This window comes from Vibrio sp. A1-1 (genome assembly GCF_021728175.1).
Taxonomy (GTDB): Bacteria; Pseudomonadota; Gammaproteobacteria; order Enterobacterales; family Vibrionaceae; genus Vibrio; species Vibrio diabolicus.
In genome coordinates, this window is the sequence record NZ_JAKKCL010000015.1 from 75,287 (window position 1) to 97,291 (window position 22,005).

A 22,005-nucleotide genomic window follows, 5' to 3' on the forward strand; every position below is an offset into this window, starting at 1 on the left:
TGGAGCAGCTTGGTAGCTCGTCGGGCTCATAACCCGAAGGTCGTCGGTTCAAATCCGGCCCCCGCAACCAAATTCCATTAATAGCGACTGCTGTTAATATGCGACACTAGCTCAGTTGGTAGAGCGCAACCTTGCCAAGGTTGAGGTCACGAGTTCGAACCTCGTGTGTCGCTCCAATATATAGCCCTCATCGTGCTTAACGGTGACGAAATGCGACACTAGCTCAGTTGGTAGAGCGCAACCTTGCCAAGGTTGAGGTCACGAGTTCGAACCTCGTGTGTCGCTCCAATATATAGCCCTCATCGTGCTTAACGGTGACAAAAGCGACACTAGCTCAGTTGGTAGAGCGCAACCTTGCCAAGGTTGAGGTCACGAGTTCGAACCTCGTGTGTCGCTCCAGTTTCTTTTTTATAAATGAAAGCAAAGCCTTCATCATCAACAAAGATGAAGCACTCGGACGCGGGGTGGAGCAGCTTGGTAGCTCGTCGGGCTCATAACCCGAAGGTCGTCGGTTCAAATCCGGCCCCCGCAACCAAATACAAGACGATAGATTGAATGCTTATTTATTAGCACAATCCTAAGTCGTCGACGGATGCGCCGCTTGATTCAATTCCTGCTTCTCGCAACCAATCACATCGCTCTTTTCATAATGCTGCGAAGCATGAATCCCCAAAAACTAAATTTTATCCGCATCATATGATGTCGGACGATTTCGTTTGTGTTTAAAACACGATATGAATCGGCTGGCGTACAAGTATGATGAGGTTCTGCATGTTTTATCTACTTTAATTAACAGAGTTATCCACATACGTCGTTCTGTGGATAAGTTAGTTGATAAAGTGTTTTTAGCTTGACTTTTTGCGATGGAGAAGAAAGATCTTTTCGCTGAAGGAAAGTCGAAATAATAACGAAATATTGATTAAGTCTCTGTTAATTAAGAGAAAAATAAGTTTCTTGTCGGATCGGATACGTTAAAATACGATCATTAACTGGTATTTTTTTGATCCTAGTCATTTCTCCAAGCTGTGTTTAACTTTTTTCTGCTAGCTTGTTTTTCTTGAATCTCAAATTTTTTTCCACATTACAAAATTGAGAACAAGGTCATGAATTGAACATGTAAAAGTGCTTTCAATCTCTTGCATATAGACTACGCACTATGCGTCTCTTGGTAGCCCCTTCTCGACGATTCTTATTAAGCGCTGCTTTTTCGTCTCTGTAGATGCTTTATTCTCAATGGGGAGTTGATTCAGTTGCTCGGCCAAAGCCCATTTGATGTGTTCATCAAGTAATTTATTTTCACCTTGTCGACTTTCTAACGCATCAATGACTCGTTGACTGTATTCTGCATTACCAAGTGCGACAGCAATATTACGCAGCCACTGTATATGACCAATGCGACGAATAGCGGAGCCTTCCATATTTTTTAGAAAAGTCGCTTCATCCCAGTTAAACATGTCAACGAGATCCGGGTTTTTGAAACTATCGCGACGATGGAAATCACTCTGCTCCGTTATGTCGGCGTAGCGATTCCATGGACAAACCAATTGGCAGTCGTCACAGCCATAAATGCGGTTACCCATTGGCTTGCGAAACTCTTCAGGGATCACGCCATCGAACTCGATGGTGAGGTAAGAGATGCAGCGTCTAGCATCGACAACTTTGTCTTCAACGATGGCTTGTGTTGGGCATGAGGTAATACATGCTTTGCATTTACCGCACTGGTCAACGCTTGGCTCGTCAACGGGAAGTGGCAAGTCGATAAGTAACTCGCCTAAAAAGAACCACGAGCCACAGTCTTGATCTAAAATCAGGGAATGTTTCCCTGTCCAGCCTAAGCCTGCTTTTTGGGCGAGTGGTCGCTCCAATATTGGTGCGGAGTCGACGAAAGGTCGGTAACCATACTGACCAACTTCTTGTTCAATAAGTTTGCCAAGTTTATTCAGTTGTTTTCTGACGAGCTTGTGATAATCACGCCCTAATGCATAGCGACTAATATAGGCATGATTTTTATTCGCTAGGTTCGAAGCGAATTGTGCTTCTGGTGGTAGGTAGTCCATCCGAACGCTGATCACACGAACGGTTCCCGGGAGTAGCTCATTGGGTCTAGCTCGCATCATACCGTGACGAGCCATCCAGTCCATTGAGCCGTGATAGCCTGCATCGAGCCATTTTTGCAGTGCGGCTTCATGCTCACTCAGATCAACGTCGCAGATCCCAACTTTTTGGAAGCCGAGCTCTTTTCCCCAAATTTTGATTTGTTGTGCGAGTTGTTCGTAGTCCATGTTAACCACCGGAATAAAAGGGGGGCGGATCTTAACGGATCTCTGGCTTTGGTGCTACCCAGTTATGGACGTTTTTGATGCTGTGAATACTGCTTATTGAAGTCATTTGCATATATTCTAAATCTAGGTCGATACTAAGGTGATTAAGATACCGTTCCTTGGATACTTTTTTCGCACATATGACATTTGAAAGCTTGTCTCTCAAAACCAACACGGTTTACTATTCCTGTTCTTTTGATTTTTATATAGTCAACGATCATTAGTTAGAGAAGCATCAATGAGCACGAAACAATTCAATTTAAAAGATGAGCACGAAACGGTTGCACTAGGTACCGCTCTGGCTCACCTTTGTTCGCAACAAACCACAATTTATCTGCATGGTGATTTGGGTGCAGGTAAAACAACCTTTAGTCGTGGTTTTGTCCGTGCTCTTGGCCATCAAGGTAACGTGAAAAGCCCAACTTATACTCTAGTCGAACCGTATCAGTTGGATCAGTGGCAAGTGTACCATTTCGATCTTTATCGTCTTGCGGATCCTGAAGAGCTTGAGTTCATGGGGATTCGAGATTACTTCACAGATGATGCAATTTGCTTGGTTGAATGGCCTGAAAAAGGGCATGGTTTGTTGCCACAACCGGATCTTGATGTGAACATTCGCTACCAAGGTGAGCAGCGTGTAGCCGAACTAACAGCTAATAATGATTATGGTGTGCAGTTACTCACTCGATTGGAGCTATGTTGAGTTTTTCAAATTTTAGAGTAGTGGCGACGTTTGTCGCCACTTTTCTCCTTCTCATCCCCAATTTAGCATTTGCTAACGTCGTTAAGAGTTTTCGAGTTTGGCCTTCTCCTGATGAAACGCGTGTTGTCATCGATTTAGGCTCGGAAGCTGACTATTCCTATTTCTCTTTATCCGGACCGGATCGTCTTGTCGTGGATTTAAAAAGCACGACCATGCAGGCCAAACTGCCTGTTACTGTTACGGACAGCCCGGTTTTAAAGCTAGTTCGAAAAAGCTCTCCGCCAGAGAAGGGCACCTATCGTTTGGTGTTTGAACTGAAAAAGAGCGTTCAAGCGGAATTGTTTAAATTAAGCCCAACACCTGGCGGGCAATATGGTCACCGTTTGGTGATTGACCTGCCGCACGGTAAGAAAGCATCGACTTCAGCCTCTAAACCGAGCAAGCCAGCGGCGACCAGTAAAGACATGAGTTCAGTACAACGAGCTCAAGAAGTCTTGATCGTTATCGACCCTGGTCACGGTGGTGAAGATCCTGGCTCTATTGGCCCTTCACGCCGTAAGTATGAAAAAGATGCAGTATTAAGTATTTCACGAAAAATCGCCGCTCAGCTTGATGCTACGCCTGGGATTAAAACGCGTATGACACGTACCGGAGATTACTTTGTGAATCTAAACCGTCGTGTGGCCATTGCCCGTGAAAATGATGCGCACTTACTGATTTCCATTCACGCTGATGCGTTTACATCACCGAAGCCTCGCGGAGGTTCGGTTTTTGTACTGAATACCCGTCGTGCAAATACTGAAATTGCTCGCTGGGTTGAGAACCATGAGAAACAATCTGAAATATTAGGTGGTTCGGGTAATGCGTTCTTCACTAAAACCAAAGATCGTAACGTGAACCAAACTTTGTTGGACTTGCAGTTTAGTCATTCACAAAAAGAAGGGTATAAGCTGGCAACAGAAATCCTTGGTGAGATGGGGCGTGTTGCGCACCTGCATAACACCAAACCGATTAATACTAGCCTTGCTGTTTTACGCTCTCCGCAGATTCCGTCTGTATTAGTGGAAACGGGCTTTATTTCTAACCCAACAGAAGAGCGGTTGCTGTTTCAACGAGCGCACCAAGATAAGTTAGCTCAGGCGATCACCAAGGCGGTCGTTAAGTACTTAAAAGATAATCCACCAGAGGGTACGGTATTCTCGCCTTCAGCGAAGCCAATGGTGCATACCGTAAAACGTGGCGAGTCGTTATCGGTGATTGCGAATAAATATGGGCTTAGCTCTAAAGCGCTGATGTCGGCAAACAACTTGAATTCGACTGGGTTGGCAATTGGTCAGAAGCTCAAAATCCCTTCTGCTGGCACGATTAAAGTGCCAAGTAAACCGATTACTGTTGAGACAGAAACCATTATTCATAAGGTTAAGTCAGGTGAGTTCTTAGGTAAGATTGCGAGTCACTATAAAGTGAAGGTTTCAGATATCCGCCGTGAGAACAACTTGAAGTCAGATACCTTGTGGGTAGGACAAAAGTTGAAGATAACAGTCGCAGTCAAAGATAAGCCGATCCGTAAGCACAAAGTTTCTCGAGGTGAATACCTTGGTAAAATAGCGTCCAAATACGGCGTCAGCGTTTCGAGCATTCGTAAAGCGAACAACTTACGCTCCGATCAGCTGGCGGTTGGGCAAGTCCTTATCATTCCAAACAAATAGGTGAGCTTTTAACTCATTATGACGATTAAAATTTTGCCAGCTAGACTTGCAAACCAAATTGCAGCAGGGGAAGTGGTCGAAAGACCCGCCTCTGTGATTAAAGAACTGGTTGAAAATAGTCTTGATTCTGGCGCAACTCGAATCGATATCGATATCGAGAAAGGAGGCGCAAAGCTGATTCGTGTTCGTGATAACGGCAAAGGTATCGCGAAAGATGAACTCGGCTTAGCGCTCAGTCGTCATGCTACATCTAAGATACATACCTTGGATGATCTTGAAGCCATCATGAGTCTAGGTTTTCGCGGTGAAGCGTTAGCCAGTATTAGCTCAGTCTCGCGTTTGACGCTCACATCGCGTCCTGCGGCACAAGAAGAAGCCTGGAGTGCCTACTCCGAAGGGCGTGATATGCAGGTGAAGCTTAAGCCTGCAGCGCACCCGATTGGTACGACTGTTGAGGTGTTGGATTTATTTTTTAATACTCCAGCGCGTCGCAAATTTCTTCGTACGGAGAAAACCGAATTTGCTCATATTGATGAGTTATTGAAACGCATTGCGTTAAGTCGCTTTGATGTCACCATCAATGTGCGTCATAACGGCAAGATCATCCGTCAATATCGCGCGGCGAAAAATCAGCTTCAAACCGAAAAACGTATTGCAGCTGTCTGCGGTAATGCGTTTGTGCGGCATATGCTCAGAATCGAGCTTGAGCATCAAGGGTTAAAGCTACATGGTTGGATTACCACTCCAGAGGGAGCAAGGCAGCAAAGCGATTTACAGTATTGCTATGTGAATGGCCGAATGATGCGTGACAAATTAATCAATCACGCGATTCGTCAAAGCTATGAAATGAGCTTAAAGCCAGATCAGTTCGCTGCCTATGTGCTCTTTATTGAGTTAGACCCGCACCAGGTAGATGTGAATGTCCACCCTGCTAAGCATGAAGTGCGTTTCCACCAAGCTCGCTTAGTGCATGATTTCATCTATCAAGCTTTGGCGGATGCACTTGCACAAAGCGCCGTGATTGATAAACCACAGGTTAATGAATCGGCATTTCATCGTGTGGAACTGAATGAATCCGAAGAGGTTGAGCATTCGCTTGAACCTGAAACAGTGCAAAGACCGACCTCTTCACCAGTTCCAGAGCGTGTTTATCAAGCGATAGAGAGCACACCGGCTTATCCTGGACGCAGTGATTATGAAGTTAAACCTCGCGATCGCAGTCCTAGGGATACTTCCGTGCGAGAAGCTCGCGTTGCGGACTCGTTCAAGCGTACTGATTGGGTGGAATCCAAACCAGCATCAAAGCCGAATCACAACAAAGAGCGCCATGTTGAGCCAGCGCCAACTAAACAAGAAGTGCGCGCTTATCACGAGCTGTTGAAAACGCCAGAGTTTGAGGCTCAGGCAGTCACTCCAATAGCGCCCCAAACGATAACTTCGCACACATCAATGCCATCGATTACTGCATTAGGCAAAGCGCTGATGGTGGTCGATGAACAATTTGTTTTGATGAGCAGTGACAGTGGGGCGGCGTTAGTCTCGTTACCTAGAGCAGAATTTTATCGTGTAAAAGGTCAGCTCACTCCAAGCGATGGTGCACTTAAGGCACAACCTCTGCTTGTTCCTCTATCTATTAAGTTAGAGGCCGAGTTAGTGAAGCTGGCTCAAGATTATCAACAAGATTTGGCGTTACTTGGCATTCAATTGAAAGCGAGAAATGAGCAAGCCTTAATGGTGATGGGCGTTCCCGCGCCGCTACGTCAACAAAACTTACAAAATCTAGTACCAGATCTGTTATCTTACGCGCAATCTTGTGTGAAGGAAGGTATAGCAACGGCTCAGATGCTGTCTGAGTTGATAGATTGGCTCGCATTGCAGGTCACGACAGTGAAGAGTCACTATACTTTTTCTGAAGCAATTCAAATTATTGCGGAACTTGAACAGCTAAGAGATGGTCAATTGCCATTAGAAGATACAAAATTTGTATCCGCTGTTGATTTCTCTGCCACGATAGCCAAATTAAAACCATGACAGATAAACTACCTTTGGCGCTATTTTTAATGGGGCCAACTGCATCAGGCAAAACTGAGTTGGCGATTCGTCTTCGTCAAAAGTTCCCAGTTGAGATCATCAGTGTCGATTCTGCTTTGATCTATAAAGGGATGGATATCGGTACGGCGAAACCGGATGAAAAAGAGTTAAGTTTAGCGCCTCATCGCTTGATTGATATTTTGGATCCGAGCGAATCTTACTCTGTAGCCGACTTTCGTCGTGATGCATTGAAAGCGATGGATGATATTGTTGCAGAAGGAAAAATTCCACTCTTAGTGGGTGGGACAATGCTGTATTATAAGGCGTTACTTGAAGGTTTATCCCCACTTCCTGCTGCAAATCCTGAAATTCGTCAGCAAATTGAACAAGAAGCATTGACTAAAGGTTGGTCAGTGTTGCACGATGAACTCAAAGAGGTTGATCCTGTGTCAGCAGCGAGAATCCATCCCAATGATCCCCAACGTTTATCTCGGGCATTGGAAGTTTTTCGTATTTCAGGTAAAACTTTGACTGAATTGACTCAAACGAAAGGTGAAAGCCTGCCATACCGAGTCAAGCAGTTTGCAATAGCTCCCAAGGATAGGGCAGAACTTCACCGTCGAATTGAACTTCGTTTCGAAAAGATGATGGAAGCGGGCTTTGAAGAAGAAATGAAAGCGCTACATTCGCGAAAAGATCTTCACCCCGATCTTCCTTCCATACGATGCGTCGGTTACCGACAGATGTGGGAGTATTTAGATGGGGAGTGTACACGTGACGAAGCAGTATTTCGTGGCGTATGCGCGACTCGTCAATTGGCCAAGCGTCAAATCACCTGGTTACGCAGCTGGGATGACTTAACTTGGTTGGATAGCGAGAACATTGAACAGGCATTAGAAACGATGTCGGAAGCAATAGCATCTGATTGACATAGCTGTGTATAATGTGATCGTTTTTGCGTGAACGCACTCTCAAAGGATCTGTTGTTGGCGGTTTTTATACTATGCTGCTAATTACTTAGAGTGCATTTTTGATTCGTTTAGCTCAGATGCAAAAGCAGTATCTTTTGCATTGCACCACTAGCTAAATAATTACAACTACAAATTAAATAAGGAAAATAAAATGGCTAAGGGGCAATCTCTACAAGACCCATTTCTAAACGCGCTACGTCGTGAGCGTATCCCGGTATCTATCTACCTTGTGAATGGTATTAAACTACAAGGTCAGATCGAATCGTTCGATCAATTTGTGATCCTGCTGAAGAATACTGTTAACCAAATGGTGTACAAGCACGCGATCTCAACAGTTGTGCCGGCTCGTCCAGTGAGCCATCACAGCGGTGAACGTCCACAAGGTGAGCGTCCACAAGAGAAATCAGAAGATTAATTCTTCATCGAGTATTTTTAAAATAAGGAGTTGATTGCTTGTTTGACCGTTATGAATCCGGTGAGCGAGCCGTACTTGTTCATATCAACTTCACGCAAGAAGGTGAATGGGAAGATCTGGCTGAGTTCGAAATGCTGGTTTCTTCTGCTGGGGTAGAGGCGCTACAAGTGGTAACTGGTAGTCGTCAATCCCCACACCCGAAATACTATGTCGGAGAGGGTAAGGCCCAAGAGATTGCTACTGCGGTACAGTCGACAGGTGCCGAAATTGTGATTTTTAATCACGCCCTCTCTCCTGCCCAAGAACGTAACCTCGAAGCACTGTGCCAATGTCGAGTTCTCGACCGCACTGGTCTTATTCTCGATATCTTTGCTCAACGAGCTCGAACACACGAAGGTAAGCTACAGGTAGAGCTGGCCCAACTTCGTCATATCTCTACTCGTTTGATTCGTGGTTGGACGCACCTTGAAAGGCAGAAAGGGGGGATCGGTTTACGTGGCCCGGGTGAAACCCAGCTGGAAACCGACCGTCGCTTATTGCGTGACAGAATCAAAGCCATCCTGCGACGCTTAGACAAAGTAGCGAAGCAGCGTGAACAAGGGCGCCGCGCCCGAAATCGAGCTGAAATCCCAACGGTTTCACTCGTGGGTTACACCAACGCGGGTAAGTCGACACTCTTCAACCGTATTACAGAAGCTGGCGTGTATGCCGCTGATCAACTATTTGCTACTTTGGACCCGACTTTACGTAAGATAGAGTTAGCAGATGTTGGGCCTGCCATTTTGGCTGACACGGTTGGTTTTATTCGACATTTGCCTCACGACTTGGTTGCGGCCTTCAAGGCAACCTTGCAGGAAACGCAAGAAGCTGACATTTTGTTACATGTTGTTGATGCCAGTGATGAGCGTTTTCGTGAGAATATTCAAGCTGTTCATGAAGTACTAGAAGAGATCGACGCACATGAGGTGCCGACTCTGGTTGTCATGAACAAAATCGACAATCTAGATTCGCAGAAACCACGTATAGAACGAGACGAGGAAGGCGTACCTCGCGCAGTTTGGGTTTCAGCAATGGATGGGTTGGGCATTGATGTCCTGTTTGAGGCACTGACGGAACGTCTGGCGTCACAAATGGTCGAGCATCAGTTGCGAATTCCTCCACAGTATCAAGGACGATTCCGTAGTACCTTCTTCCAAATGAAGTGTATTCAACGTGAGGAATATGACCAGGATGGTAACTTGTTGATCGATATTCGAATGCAGCAAGTAGATTGGTCTAGACTTGAAAAAAGAGAAGGGGCAGTTTTGACTGGCTTTATAGTCACTTAAAGGACTGCTACAGTATAACGTCATATCAAATGATGGAGCTTTCTAATGGCGTGGAATGAGCCTGGAAATAACAACGGCAACAATGGCCGCGATAATGACCCTTGGGGTAATAATAATCGTGGTGGCCAGCGTCCTGGTGGCCGAGATCAAGGTCCGCCAGATTTAGATGAAGTGTTCAATAAACTGAGTCAAAAACTGGGTGGCAAGTTTGGTAAAAAAGGCGGCGGTGGTTCTCCAATCGGCGGCGGTGGTGGTAGTGCAATTGGCTTTGGCGTGATTGCTCTTATTGCTGTTGCAGTTTGGTTCTTCGCTGGTTTTTACACCATCGGTGAAGCAGAGCGTGGTGTTGTGCTGCGTTTAGGTAAATACGATCGTATCGTAGACCCAGGCCTTAACTGGCGCCCTCGTTTTATTGATGAATACGAAGCGGTAAACGTACAAGCGATTCGTTCACTACGTGCATCTGGTCTAATGCTGACTAAAGATGAAAACGTTGTAACAGTTGCGATGGATGTTCAGTACCGAGTGACTGATCCGTACAAATACTTGTACCGTGTAACCAATGCGGACGATAGCTTGCGTCAAGCAACGGATTCTGCACTACGTGCGGTAATTGGTGACTCATTGATGGATAGCATTCTAACCAGTGGTCGTCAGCAAATTCGTCAAACTACGCAAGAAACACTGAACCAAATCATTGATAGCTATGATATGGGTCTGGTACTTGTTGACGTAAACTTCCAGTCTGCTCGTCCACCAGAGCAAGTGAAAGATGCGTTTGATGATGCAATCGCTGCACGTGAGGATGAAGAGCGTTTCATCCGTGAAGCTGAAGCATACAAGAACGAAATCTTGCCGAAGGCAACGGGTCGTGCTGAACGTTTGAAGAAAGAAGCGCAAGGTTACAATGAACGTGTCACTAACGAGGCTCTTGGTCAGGTAGCACAGTTCGAAAAACTACTACCAGAATACCAAGCGGCACCAGGTGTAACGCGTGACCGTCTGTACATTGACGCAATGGAAGAAGTGTACTCAAGCACTTCGAAAGTGTTGATTGACTCGGAATCAAGCGGCAATCTTCTGTACCTTCCAATCGATAAGTTGGCGGGCCAAGAAGGTCAGGCAGACACAAAACGTAAATCGAAGTCATCTTCAACCTACGATCAAATTCAACTGGAGTCTGAGCGTACACAAGAAGACACTTCGAACACGCAGTCTCGTTCAACAGGTTCACGTCAAGGGAGATACTAAGAATGCGTAAGTTAATGATCCCTGTATTGGTAATCGCACTGGCATTAATGTTGATGTCTTTGTTTGTGATTCCTGAAGGTGAGCGCGGTATCGTGGTTCGATTTGGTCGTGTTCTTAAAGACAACAACGACATCACTCGAATTTACGAGCCTGGTTTGCATTTCAAGATGCCTCTGTTTGACCGTGTGAAACAACTTGATGCACGTATCCAAACGATGGATGGCCGTGCAGACCGTTTCGTAACGTCTGAGAAAAAAGACGTTATTATTGATACCTACGTGAAGTGGCGTATTGAAGACTTTGGTCGTTACTACCTAGCGACAGGCGGTGGTAATTCGCTAACGGCGGAGGCACTACTTGAGCGTAAAGTAACGGATGTGCTTCGTTCTGAAATCGGTGCTCGTGAAATCAAACAGATTGTATCTGGTCCACGTAACGATGATGTACTACCAGAAGATGCAAGTGCAGATGTTGTCGCAACTGAAGCGGCACGTGAAGCGCTTGAGATTGATGGTGAACGTGACCTAATTATGTCTGAAGTATTGAAAGACACGCGTGAAAGCGCGATGAAAGACTTGGGTGTTCGTGTTGTTGATTTCCGCATGAAGAAAATTAACCTGCCTGATGAAATCAGTGAGTCTATCTACCGTCGTATGCGTGCAGAGCGTGAGTCTGTAGCTCGTAAGCACCGTTCTCAAGGTCGTGAGAAAGCGGAAGTTATTCGTGCTCAAGCTGAGCTAGAAGTAGCAACCATTCTAGCTGAAGCTGATAAGACTGCTCGTGTAACACGAGGTGAAGCGGATGCAGAAGCAGCGAAGATTTATGCTGAAGCATACAACAAAGACCCTGAATTCTTTAGCTTCCTACGTTCGTTACGAGCGTATGAGAAGTCCTTCAGCTCTAAGAGCGATATCCTGGTACTTGATCCGAAGAGTGAGTTCTTCCAATACATGAACCAGTCGAAGGGCGGCATGGAGAAATAATCTCAGCGTCAAATGAAACAAAAGGCTCCTTAGGGAGCCTTTTTTGTATCTGATGCTAAGTGCTAGCTCAACATTATGGCGATTACGGCTCCAGCAACCACTAGGCAACCACCGATACGACGCAGCTGGTTGTTGGGTTGTTCACTTAATTGAGCCACCATATTCCGCCAACCGTTTGGAGCAATGAGTGGTCCAATGCCTTCCACGATCAAGACGAGCCCAATCGCCAACCATATGGATTCAGACATACCGCTTTCCAGTCGAATAAAGAAAACTAAATACTATCAGTGATATGCTGATTTCAAAATGAGCAAAGCAGCAAGATGACATTCTGGTAGCAACTCTGTGAACAAAAAATGACTGCAAGAAGCGTGATTCGGTGCTAGAATCCATTTTTAACTAGCAATCAGACTTGGAAAGATGGGAAATAACGTAGTCGTTCTAGGCACCCAATGGGGTGACGAAGGTAAAGGTAAAATCGTAGACCTTTTAACTGAAGATGCAAAATACGTGGTACGCTACCAAGGCGGTCACAACGCAGGTCATACTCTCGTAATTGACGGTGAAAAAACCGTTCTTCACTTAATTCCATCAGGTATCCTTCGCGATAACGTAAAATGTGTTATCGGTAACGGTGTTGTACTATCACCTGAAGCTCTACTTAAAGAAATGAAACCTCTTGAAGAGCGCGGTATTCCAGTACGCGAGCGTCTTTTCATTTCTGAAGCATGTCCGCTAATTCTTCCTTACCACGTTGCAATGGACCAAGCTCGCGAAATCGCTCGCGGTAAAAAAGCTATCGGTACAACAGGTCGTGGTATCGGTCCAGCATACGAAGATAAAGTTGCTCGTCGCGGTCTACGCGTTGGCGACCTATTCGATATGGAATCGTTCGCTGAGAAGCTAAAAGAAGTCATGGAGTTCCATAACTTCCAACTAGTTAACTTCTACAAAGCTGAACCAGTAAGCTACGAAGCTGTGCTTGAAGAAGCAAAAGGCTACGCAGAGCTACTTACTTCAATGGTTATCGACGTAACTGACGAACTAGACGCAGCACGTAAGCGCGGCGATAAGATCATGTTCGAAGGTGCACAAGGTACGCTACTTGATATCGACCACGGTACTTACCCATACGTAACGTCTTCTAACACGACTGCTGGTGGTGTTGCTGCAGGTTCTGGTTTTGGTCCTCGTCACATCGGTTACATCTTGGGTATCGCGAAAGCGTACTGTACTCGCGTTGGTGCAGGTCCATTCCCGACAGAACTATACGATGGTCTAGATAAGCAAGATCCAATTGGTAAGCACTTAGGTGAAGTTGGCCACGAGTTCGGTGCGACAACTGGTCGTCTACGCCGTACAGGTTGGTTCGATGCTGTTGCTATGCGTCGTGCAATCCAAATCAACTCTGTATCTGGTTTCTGTCTAACTAAACTAGACGTACTAGATGGTCTAGAAGAGCTAAAAATCTGTACTGGTTACAAGATGGAAGATGGCTCTGTGCTAGAAGTTTCTCCGATGGCTGCTGAAGCATTCGAAAAAGCAACGCCAATCTACGAAACAATGCCTGGTTGGTCTGAGAACACATTCGGTGCTAAAGCGCTAGAAGATCTACCACAAGCGGCTCTTAACTACATCAAGCGTATTGAAGAGCTAACAGGTGTGCCTGTAGATATCATTTCAACAGGTCCTGACCGCAACGAAACTATCATCAAGGTTCATCCATTCGAAGCTTAATTGATAGTCGTTAAAGATTGCAAAAGCCGACCTTCTGGTCGGCTTTTTTGTATCTGAACAAAAAACGGCAGTGATTCTCATATGGCAAATTTTTGCCGCTGAGTCTAAGTCAGAGGCAAAAATTGTCTAAAGCTTAGCTGGTTTTTGCCGATAAGGTTATCAAGCAGAGGAGATCCTTCATCGATCTTTGGTTTCTTAGATACCTTAAAGAGTACGTTTATGAAGTTACGAACAGTGGCTGCTTCACTGTTATTGACCTTGGTAGCTACCACAGCGAAAGCCAATGTTGCTGATGTGGGGGCGCCAGTTCCTATCTACACCGAAGCAGAGCTGATAAAGCTTATTGAGCAAAATAAGCACTTACAACGTGTGCGCGCTGATAACTGCCAGCTGGTGGAGGATATCGTTGCTCGTGCGACTCGAATTAACTTGCCCGCTTATGAATTTCTGTACGGCGACATGTTGGCGTGGGGTGTGTGTGTCGAGCAAGATGTCGAACTGGGCCTTTACTACATCGAAAATGCAGCACATCAGGGATTACCTGCCGCGCTAGAGCAGATTGGCCGATACTATTCGCGTGGCACTTTAGTGCAGCAAGATAAAGAGCGAGCGATTCCTTACTTGCGAGAAGCCGCCTCAATGGGAAACCTAAATGCGCGTATTCATTTAGCCGAGTTGCTCCTGCGTGATTACGGCAGCCCACTTGATTACGAAGATGCGTATCGTTGGTTATATAACTCTGTCACAGCAGATAAGCGGCAGCATAAGCGTATCACTGTATTGAGAAATGGCCTTGAGCAGCGCATGCCACAAAACGTTATTGCTCGAGCTAAACGGCGAGATACCTTTTGGTAACGTCCTATCAAGGCAAACAACTTCATACAACAAAGCCCACATTATGTGGGCTTTGTTGTTTTCCCGAAGAGTAATCTTGAGCGATTAAACGACTTTGTGTGGACCGAAGCATTCGTAATGGAATTGCTCTTGTGGTACGCCAAGTTCTAATAGCTGTTTCGCTACGTGTTGCATAAACCCTACAGGGCCACAGAAGTACACCTGCACGTTATCTTGCTTTAATGCAGCTTCAATTTCATACAGATTGACAAAACCCGTGAAGTGGAAGTCTTCACCTAACTTGTCTTCTGCCGTTGGGTGGTTATACCAAACGAGCGCGTTCATGTTTTCTTTTTCTGCAACGAGCTGGTTCACGTGTTGCTTGAAAGCATGCTGTTGGCCATTTTCTGTTGCATGAACCCAAGTTACAGGTGCTTGATGTGCTGAGAGACTTTCTAGCATGGACAGCGTTGGCGTCAGTCCCACACCAGCAGAAATTAGAACAACGGGTGTTTGTGGTTCGGCATCCATAAAGAAATCACCGGCAGGGGCGGCAAGCTGCACTTTTTCGCCAATGTTCAGGCTATCGTGCAGGAAGTTCGATACTTTTCCGCCTTCTTCACGTTTTACCGAGATACGGTAGGTGTTCTCTTGGACCGCAGAAGATAGGCTATATTGGCGAATTTCTTGGTTATCTAACTGGTCACTGTTGATATAGATGCCAAGATATTGTCCCGGTTTATACGGTGCCACTTTTTGGCCATCGGTTGGCTTAAACACAAAGCTGCAAATGTGTTCGCTCTCGATTTGTTTATCGACTAATTCAAATTCGCGTAGACCGCGCCAGCCGCCTTCCAAAGCTTCATTTTGTTGGTAAATTTGTTCTTCGCGCTGAATAAATACATTCGCAAGTACGCCGTAAGCCTCAGCCCAAGCATCCAACACTTCCTGACCTGGATTAAACAACTCATCAATCGTCGCAAGTAAGTGTTTACCAACGATTTGGTACTGATCTTCTGTGATCAAAAAGCTCGTGTGTTTATGAGCAATTTTTTCTACTGCGCCAAGTAGGGCTGGCAAATTTTCAATATTGGCAGCATAGGCGCAGATGGCGTTGAATAGCGCTTCACGCTGATCGCCGTTACGCTGGTTACTCATATTAAAAATATCTTTCAACTCTGGGTTATGAGTAAACATACGTTCGTAAAAGTGCGCGGTCAGTTTTGGTCCCGTTTCGGCGATAAGTGGTGCGGTCGCTTTGACGATCTCGATGGTTTGATTGCTGAGCATAAGGGCTTCCTACTTTAAGTTGTATTTATAATGCATGTTTAAAGTTGTATCTCAAATGTATCTTTCGATCAAGAAAAGATTTACACTTTTATCGATAGCTCAAGTTTGGTGTTTTAGTGTCACCAGCGAGTTATTGAGTCGCACTTTGGGAGAGAATATGCAGTTAACGAGCTTTACTGATTATGCGTTGAGAACCTTAATTTTCTTGGCTTCGTTGCCGGAAGATGAGTTAACTAATATCACTGAAGTGACGGATTTATTTGGTGTGTCACGTAACCATATGGTCAAAGTTATCAACCGTTTAGGGCAACTAGGTTATGTCCACACCGTGCGTGGAAAAAACGGTGGTATTCGGCTGATGAAACCTGCTTCTGAAATCACAGTAGGTGGTGTCGTGCGAGATTTAGAGCCGTTAGATTTGGTCAATTGCGGCGTAGATTTTTGCCATATTACCCCTGCCTGTCGCCTCAAAGATAAATTGGCAAAAGCAAAAAGTGCCTTTTTGGCGGAGCTGGATGATTGCACGATCGAATCCTTGCTGAGCGACAATTCTGAGTTGTTGATCTTACTGGCTCGTCCTTAACTCATTTGCACGTCTAGAGTCGATCTCGATCATTCTTTTTTCAAAGCAATTCTGTAGCTTATCGAGAGACTCAGATATACTAGCCATATACCTTCCTTGCTAGATAGGCGTGCCTATGTCAGACAATATTCCAAACGATCCTTTTGCAGATCGTGAATCCAAAAATTACGAAAATCCAATTCCAAGCCGAGAGTTTATCATCGAGTTTCTAGAACAAGCGGGCGTTCCAATGAATCGCAACGACTTGTTTGAGGCACTAAAGCTTGAGGGCGAAGAGCAATACGAAGGGTTGCGTCGTCGGCTACGTGCGATGGAGCGAGATGGTCAACTGGTGTTTACCCGCCGTCAGTGCTACGCATTGCCTGAAAAACTTGAAATGGTGAAAGGTTACGTGATTGGTCATCGTGATGGCCACGGTTGGGTGCGTCCAGAAGGCAGCGTCGGCAAGGATGATGATATTCTGTTACCGCACCATCAAATGAAGAACATCATCCACGGTGACTTTGTTTTAGTGCAACCTACAGACAACAGCAAACGCGGTCGCCGTGAGGGGCGCTTGGTTCGAGTGTTAGAGGAGCGTAATGATCAAATCGTCGGTCGTTTCTTCCTCGAATATGGTTATTCCTATGTTGTCCCTGATGACTCGCGTATCAGCCAAGATATTCTGATCCCAAATGAGCTCAAAGCGGGTGCACGCATGGGTAACGTGGTCGTGATTGAAATTACTGATCGTGGCTCACGCTCACGTGGCATGATGGGTAAAGTGGTTGAAGTACTTGGTGAAAATATGGCACCAGGTATGGAAACGCAAATTGCGATTCGTACACACCAAATTCCTCACGAGTGGCCAGAGGCCGTCGATAAACAAATCGAAAACTTAGGAGAAGAAGTACCAGAAGAAGCCAAAGTTGGTCGTGTGGATCTACGTGAGTTACAACTTGTGACCATTGACGGCGAAGACGCACGAGACTTTGATGATGCTGTTTACTGTGAGAAGAACAAAGAAGGTGGTTGGCGTTTATGGGTAGCGATTGCTGACGTCAGTTACTACGTTCGTCCTGACTCTGCGCTGGATAAAGAAGCCATCAACCGTGGTAACTCGGTGTACTTCCCTTCGCAAGTAGTGCCAATGCTACCGGAAGTGCTGTCGAACGGCCTATGTTCGCTTAACCCGCAAGTAGATCGCTTGTGTATGGTGTGCGAAATGACCATTTCCGATACTGGTAAGCTGTCTGGTTACAAGCATTACGAGGCGGTGATGAACTCGCACGCTCGCCTCACTTACAGCAAAGTGAGCGCGATTTTAGAAGGAGATGAGGAACTACGTGAGCGTTACCAGCCGCTTGTTTCTCATCTAGAAGAGCTGCATAAGATGTACAAAGTGCTGAAAGAAGCACGAGATCAACGCGGTGCAATCGAATTTGAAACCGTTGAAACCAAGTTTATCTTCAATGCGGAACGTAAAATCGAAAGCATTGAGCCAGTGATTCGTAATGACGCGCACAAGATCATCGAAGAATGTATGATTTTAGCCAACATTGCTTCGGCATCGCTGGTAGAAAAAGCGAAAGAGCCTGCGCTCTATCGTATCCACGAATCTCCAGGTGAATTACGCCTGCAAGGTTTCCGTGACTTCTTAAGTGAACTTGGTCTTGAGCTAAAAGGTGGTCTAGAGCCTTCACCAACGGACTATGCTGATCTCGCACGTCAAATCTCTGGGCGTCAAGATCAAGAGTTGATTCAAACTATGCTGCTGCGCTCAATGAAGCAAGCGGTATACAACGCAGATAACGCGGGGCACTTTGGATTGGCACTGAAACGCTATGCGCACTTTACGTCGCCAATTCGTCGTTACCCTGACCTGTTACTTCACCGTGCAATCAAGTATCTGATTGCGAAAGAAGAAGGTCGTAATCAAGATCGCTGGACACCAACGGGTGGCTATCATTACTCGTTCGATGATATGGACTTTTACGGTGAACAATGTTCGATGACAGAGCGCCGTGCGGACGATGCAACACGTGATGTTGCGGATTGGTTGAAGTGTGAATACATGCAAGACCACGTCGGTGACGAACTAGACGGCGTGATTGCTAATGTCACTAGCTTTGGCTTCTTTGTACGTTTAACGGATTTGCACATCGATGGTTTGGTGCATATTTCTACCCTTGCGAACGACTACTATCAATTTGACCCGATTGGTCAACGACTTATTGGTGAAAGTTTCGGTAACATCTATCGCTTAGGTGATGCAGTAAAAGTAAAAGTACTGGCTGTTAACCTCGATGATAAGCAAATTGACTTTGAATTGGTCGAAACAAGTCGTAAGCTACGCGGTGAAGGTAAGACTGCGAAGAAACGCGCAGCGGAAGCAAAACGCAAAGCGAAAGATAAAAAACGTGCTGCGACTCGCTCTTCATCGAAAGAAGGTGGCGCGCCTCGCGCAGTTCCTGCGATAGAGCCAACTAAGCGTCCAGAAGAAACGGGCGCAGTGAGTAAGCGCAATGGCCCCAAACGTGATGACGCCGAAGGCAAAAAGAAGCCTAAAGTGAAAAAAGCACGTAAAAAAAAGCCACACAGTAAGCCGAAGAAAACCAAGCGCACTAAAAAAGAGGCGTAGTAGGCTGAAGCGCCAGCTCAGTTCAAACTCGGCTGGCGCAGGCAATACGACCCGAACAACAGGTTAAACAATGAGTAACGAATTTATCTACGGCATTCACGCAGTGAAAGCGGTATTGGAGCGCGAACCAGAGCGTTTTATCGAGGCATACGTTTTAAAAGGTCGTCAAGATGATCGCCTAATGCCAATCCTAAATGATCTTCAGGTTTGTGGGGTCTCTATTCAACAAATGACGCGTAAAACTCTGGATGATAAAGCGCGTGGTGCAAATCACCAAGGCATCATTGCTCGCGTAAAACCAGCAAAACAGCTGAACGAGAACGACATTGATGACATCTTAGCGCAGCATGAATCACCGCTACTGTTAGTGTTAGATGGTGTGACGGACCCGCACAACCTTGGTGCGTGTTTGCGTAACGCAGATGCGGCAGGCGCTGCGGCGATCATCGTACCGAAAGATCGTTCTGCACCAATGAATGCAACGGTAAGTAAAGTAGCATGTGGCGCTGCAGAGGTTGTGCCTTTGATTCGTGTAACCAACCTTGCACGTACAATGCGTACGCTACAGGAAAAAGGTATTTGGTTTGTGGGTACGGCTGGTGAAGCTACGCACGACATTTATCAAGCTAAGCTTACTGGTCCTCTTGCTATCGTGATGGGTGCTGAAGGTGATGGTATGCGTCGTCTGACTCGCGAAACCTGCGATGATTTAATTAAGATCCCTATGGCGGGCAGTGTATCAAGCTTGAACGTATCAGTGGCTTCTGGTATCTGTTTGTTTGAAGCGGTTCGTCAGCGTTTGGCTGCCCAAAAATAAGGCGAGCACACTAAGCGTCGCTGAGTGTGACACTGAGTGACATCAAGATTAAGCACACAGGATGGGGAACCATCCTGTGTTATTTTAGCTAGGGAATTTATGACCCAACAAGATATTAAATTGATTGCTTTTGATCTGGATGGAACACTGCTTGATAGCGTGCCAGATCTTGCCGTAGCGGCCGATCAAGCAGTTCAGGCGTTAGGCTATCCTTCTGTATCAGAAGAGCAGGTGCGTGATTACGTTGGTAATGGTGCTGATATATTGATTGGACGTGCATTAAGCCAAAGCATGACCATCAGCAGTGATTTGAGTGATGAGCTGCGTGCTAAAGCGCGTGAGCTGTTTGATGAATACTACAAGCAAAGCGGCCATAAGTTAAGTCACCTTTATCCAACAGTAAAAGAGACGCTTGAAGAGCTACACCAAGCTGGTTTTACGATGGCGATTGTGACGAACAAGCCCTCGAAATTCGTACCAGAAATTCTAGAGCAGCATGACATCGCCAAGTACTTCGTAGACGTATTAGGTGGTGACGCGTTTCCAGAGAAAAAACCAAACCCGGTGGCGCTGAACTGGCTAATGGAAAAGCACCAGGTAAAACCAGCAGAGATGCTGATGGTTGGGGATTCGAAAAACGATATCTTGGCGGCGAAAAATGCGGGTTGTGCTTCATTTGGTTTAACTTACGGTTATAACCATGGCGAGCCCATTTCAGCTTCGAACCCTGACGTAGTGGCGAACCGCCTCGCGGAATTACTGGAAGTCGTCGCTGTTTCTGCATAACGGCAACAAAAGATCTTCCAAAATACTTGTTAATGAGTACACTGAGTAAACCGTGCGCTAAAAGCCGCACGGTTTTTCATTTTAATTAGATTAAGAAGTCAAAGGAATCATTCTAATGAGCAAACCCATTGTATTGAGTGGTGTTCAACCGTCAGGTGAACTAAGTATCGGTAACTACTTGGGTGCTCTACGTCAATGGCAGCAGATGCAAGACGATTATGATTGCCAATACTGTGTAGTAGACCTTCATGCGATTACGGTTCGTCAGGATCCTAAAGCACTGCATGAAGCGACATTAGACGCACTGGCAATTTGTCTGGCAGTTGGTGTTGATCCGAAGAAGAGCACGCTATTTGTTCAGTCACACGTACCAGAGCATGCTCAACTTGGTTGGCTTCTTAACTGTTACACGCAAATGGGTGAGCTGAGCCGTATGACTCAGTTTAAAGACAAATCGGCACGTTACGCAAATGACGTAAACGTGGGGCTGTTTGATTACCCTGTGTTGATGGCAGCAGATATTTTGCTTTACGGCGCACACCAAGTGCCAGTTGGTAGCGACCAGAAACAGCATCTTGAGTTAGCACGTGATATCGCAACGCGTTTTAACAACATCTACTCACCAGAGAGTCCGATTTTTACCGTTCCTGAGCCGTACATTCCAACAGTCAATGCACGTGTGATGAGTCTTCAAGACGCGACGAAGAAAATGTCGAAGTCAGATGATAACCGTAAGAACGTGATTACTCTGCTTGAAGAGCCAAAGTCGATCATCAAGAAGATCAACAAGGCGCAAACAGACACCGAAACCCCACCAAGCATTCGCCATGATATCGAGAACAAAGCGGGTATCGCGAACCTAATGGGACTTTACTCTGCGGCGACAGGAATGAGCTTTGAAGATATCGAAGCCAAGTACAAAGGCGTAGAAATGTATGGTCCATTTAAGAAAGATGTTGGCGAGGCGGTTGTAGCAATGCTGGAGCCAATTCAAGCAGAATACCATCGTATTCGCGCTGATCGTGCTTACATGGATGAGGTAATGCAGCAAGGTGCAGAAAAAGCATCGGCTCGCGCTGCTGAAACGCTGAAGAAAGCATACAAAGCGGTAGGCTTTGTCGCTCGCCCATAGTCGCTAAGAATAGATTACAAAAAGCTCCACGTTGGTGGAGCTTTTTTTATACTTTTTACTGGAATGGCGTGTCTTTCATGCAACGTTCCATATCGTAATATTCAACACGTCCTCGAGCACCTAAAAAGGCGGACTTCACCACCATGCCTCTATCAATGAAGTAACTGAGCTGCACGCATGATATATCGTAGCTAAGTTCTTTAATTCTTGCTGGGATCCAGTAGGTTCCTGGTGTTCTTAGACGCTGGGTAAAAGTAATAACACCCTCGTCACTGACCTCTAACTCTTCAATTCCATCCAGCTCATTTTTGGCTGATTCGATGATGTTTTGATTCGCGGTAGGTTGAAGTGGCTCACTGGCGGTCAATTGACATCCCGTTATCAAGCCAAGTAAGAAGAGAGCTAGCACACTGCGTTGAATTTTTTTCATTTATCGTTCCTGGGTTTACTGCTAATGAGATCTTAATGTCTCGCGCAGGTGTTATATCTTTTGT

Annotated in this window: 19 protein-coding genes and 4 tRNA genes; 19 read left to right on the plus strand and 4 right to left on the minus strand. The window is 45.8% G+C overall.

Annotation, left to right across the window (positions count from 1 at the left end):
- Positions 1 to 100 precede the first annotated feature (100 nt).
- The 4 genes from L3V30_RS18960 to L3V30_RS18975 all read left to right on the plus strand — a co-directional run bounded on the left by L3V30_RS18960 (position 101) and on the right by L3V30_RS18975 (position 535).
- Positions 101 to 176 (plus strand) — tRNA-Gly (locus L3V30_RS18960).
- A gap of 36 nt (positions 177 to 212) precedes the next feature.
- Positions 213 to 288, plus strand: a tRNA-Gly gene (locus L3V30_RS18965).
- A gap of 35 nt (positions 289 to 323) precedes the next feature.
- Positions 324 to 399 (plus strand) — tRNA-Gly (locus tag L3V30_RS18970).
- Positions 400 to 458: 59 nt separating this feature from the next.
- Positions 459 to 535 (plus strand) — tRNA-Met (locus tag L3V30_RS18975).
- Positions 536 to 1,154: 619 nt separating this feature from the next.
- On the opposite strand, the gene queG is transcribed toward L3V30_RS18975, so the two are convergent.
- Positions 1,155 to 2,282, minus strand: coding sequence for a tRNA epoxyqueuosine(34) reductase QueG (gene queG / locus L3V30_RS18980; RefSeq protein ID WP_237309538.1), 1,128 nt, complete (start codon positions 2,280 to 2,282; stop codon positions 1,155 to 1,157).
- Positions 2,283 to 2,559: 277 nt separating this feature from the next.
- Between queG and tsaE the strand changes: the two genes are divergently transcribed.
- From tsaE to hflC, 8 genes are all read left to right on the plus strand, one after another.
- Positions 2,560 to 3,024 carry a tRNA (adenosine(37)-N6)-threonylcarbamoyltransferase complex ATPase subunit type 1 TsaE gene (gene tsaE / locus L3V30_RS18985; RefSeq protein WP_237309540.1) on the plus strand — a complete coding sequence of 155 codons (465 nt, stop codon included), beginning with the start codon at positions 2,560 to 2,562 and terminating at the stop codon, positions 3,022 to 3,024.
- A complete protein-coding gene (locus tag L3V30_RS18990; protein ID WP_237309541.1) occupies positions 3,018 to 4,733 on the plus strand; it encodes an N-acetylmuramoyl-L-alanine amidase in 1,716 nt (571 codons plus the stop codon). The genes tsaE and L3V30_RS18990 overlap by 7 nt, the downstream gene beginning before the upstream one ends.
- A gap of 18 nt (positions 4,734 to 4,751) precedes the next feature.
- The gene (gene mutL / locus L3V30_RS18995) at positions 4,752 to 6,764 is read left to right on the plus strand and encodes a DNA mismatch repair endonuclease MutL (RefSeq protein WP_237309542.1); all 2,013 of its coding nucleotides are present in this window, start codon (positions 4,752 to 4,754) and stop codon (positions 6,762 to 6,764) included.
- Complete coding sequence (gene miaA / locus L3V30_RS19000; protein WP_005395375.1) at positions 6,761 to 7,693, plus strand: tRNA (adenosine(37)-N6)-dimethylallyltransferase MiaA; 933 nt, start codon at positions 6,761 to 6,763, stop codon at positions 7,691 to 7,693. The genes mutL and miaA overlap by 4 nt, the downstream gene beginning before the upstream one ends.
- 193 nt (positions 7,694 to 7,886) lie before the next feature.
- A complete protein-coding gene (hfq, locus tag L3V30_RS19005; protein ID WP_005381379.1) occupies positions 7,887 to 8,150 on the plus strand; it encodes an RNA chaperone Hfq in 264 nt (87 codons plus the stop codon).
- A 38-nt stretch (positions 8,151 to 8,188) separates the two neighbouring features.
- Positions 8,189 to 9,478: a ribosome rescue GTPase HflX gene (gene hflX, locus L3V30_RS19010; RefSeq protein WP_005381380.1), complete on the plus strand. Its 1,290-nt coding sequence runs from the start codon at positions 8,189 to 8,191 to the stop codon at positions 9,476 to 9,478.
- A gap of 45 nt (positions 9,479 to 9,523) precedes the next feature.
- Positions 9,524 to 10,729: an FtsH protease activity modulator HflK gene (gene hflK, locus L3V30_RS19015; RefSeq protein ID WP_005395374.1), complete on the plus strand. Its 1,206-nt coding sequence runs from the start codon at positions 9,524 to 9,526 to the stop codon at positions 10,727 to 10,729.
- A gap of 2 nt (positions 10,730 to 10,731) precedes the next feature.
- A complete protein-coding gene (gene hflC / locus L3V30_RS19020) occupies positions 10,732 to 11,712 on the plus strand; it encodes a protease modulator HflC (protein WP_005395373.1) in 981 nt (326 codons plus the stop codon).
- 62 nt (positions 11,713 to 11,774) lie between these two features.
- Here hflC and L3V30_RS19025 read toward each other — a convergent pair whose 3' ends face one another.
- On the minus strand, positions 11,775 to 11,960 hold the full coding sequence (locus L3V30_RS19025) for a DUF2065 domain-containing protein (protein ID WP_237309543.1): 186 nt from the start codon (positions 11,958 to 11,960) through the stop codon (positions 11,775 to 11,777).
- 172 nt (positions 11,961 to 12,132) lie between these two features.
- On the opposite strand from L3V30_RS19025, the gene L3V30_RS19030 reads away from it, so the two are divergent.
- A complete protein-coding gene (locus L3V30_RS19030; RefSeq protein WP_005395372.1) occupies positions 12,133 to 13,449 on the plus strand; it encodes an adenylosuccinate synthase in 1,317 nt (438 codons plus the stop codon).
- A 219-nt stretch (positions 13,450 to 13,668) separates the two neighbouring features.
- The gene (locus L3V30_RS19035) at positions 13,669 to 14,304 is read left to right on the plus strand and encodes a tetratricopeptide repeat protein (RefSeq protein WP_005387944.1); all 636 of its coding nucleotides are present in this window, start codon (positions 13,669 to 13,671) and stop codon (positions 14,302 to 14,304) included.
- 84 nt (positions 14,305 to 14,388) lie between these two features.
- Here L3V30_RS19035 and hmpA read toward each other — a convergent pair whose 3' ends face one another.
- A complete protein-coding gene (gene hmpA / locus L3V30_RS19040) occupies positions 14,389 to 15,573 on the minus strand; it encodes an NO-inducible flavohemoprotein (RefSeq protein WP_237309544.1) in 1,185 nt (394 codons plus the stop codon).
- Between the two features lie 157 nt (positions 15,574 to 15,730).
- Between hmpA and nsrR the strand changes: the two genes are divergently transcribed.
- The 5 genes from nsrR to trpS all read left to right on the plus strand — a co-directional run bounded on the left by nsrR (position 15,731) and on the right by trpS (position 21,511).
- Entirely contained in the window at positions 15,731 to 16,156 is a 426-nt protein-coding gene (gene nsrR / locus L3V30_RS19045) for a nitric oxide-sensing transcriptional repressor NsrR (RefSeq protein WP_005387939.1), read from the plus strand.
- Positions 16,157 to 16,271: 115 nt separating this feature from the next.
- Entirely contained in the window at positions 16,272 to 18,776 is a 2,505-nt protein-coding gene (rnr, locus tag L3V30_RS19050) for a ribonuclease R (protein WP_237309545.1), read from the plus strand.
- Positions 18,777 to 18,846: 70 nt separating this feature from the next.
- Positions 18,847 to 19,593 (plus strand): 23S rRNA (guanosine(2251)-2'-O)-methyltransferase RlmB, encoded by a 747-nt coding sequence (gene rlmB / locus L3V30_RS19055; protein WP_005395369.1) that lies wholly within the window; start codon positions 18,847 to 18,849, stop codon positions 19,591 to 19,593.
- A 99-nt stretch (positions 19,594 to 19,692) separates the two neighbouring features.
- Positions 19,693 to 20,379: a phosphoglycolate phosphatase gene (locus L3V30_RS19060; protein ID WP_005395368.1), complete on the plus strand. Its 687-nt coding sequence runs from the start codon at positions 19,693 to 19,695 to the stop codon at positions 20,377 to 20,379.
- A 115-nt stretch (positions 20,380 to 20,494) separates the two neighbouring features.
- A complete protein-coding gene (gene trpS / locus L3V30_RS19065; RefSeq protein WP_005395367.1) occupies positions 20,495 to 21,511 on the plus strand; it encodes a tryptophan--tRNA ligase in 1,017 nt (338 codons plus the stop codon).
- 55 nt (positions 21,512 to 21,566) lie between these two features.
- Here trpS and L3V30_RS19070 read toward each other — a convergent pair whose 3' ends face one another.
- A complete protein-coding gene (locus L3V30_RS19070; protein WP_005395366.1) occupies positions 21,567 to 21,941 on the minus strand; it encodes a hypothetical protein in 375 nt (124 codons plus the stop codon).
- Between the last annotated feature and the right edge of the window lie 64 nt (positions 21,942 to 22,005).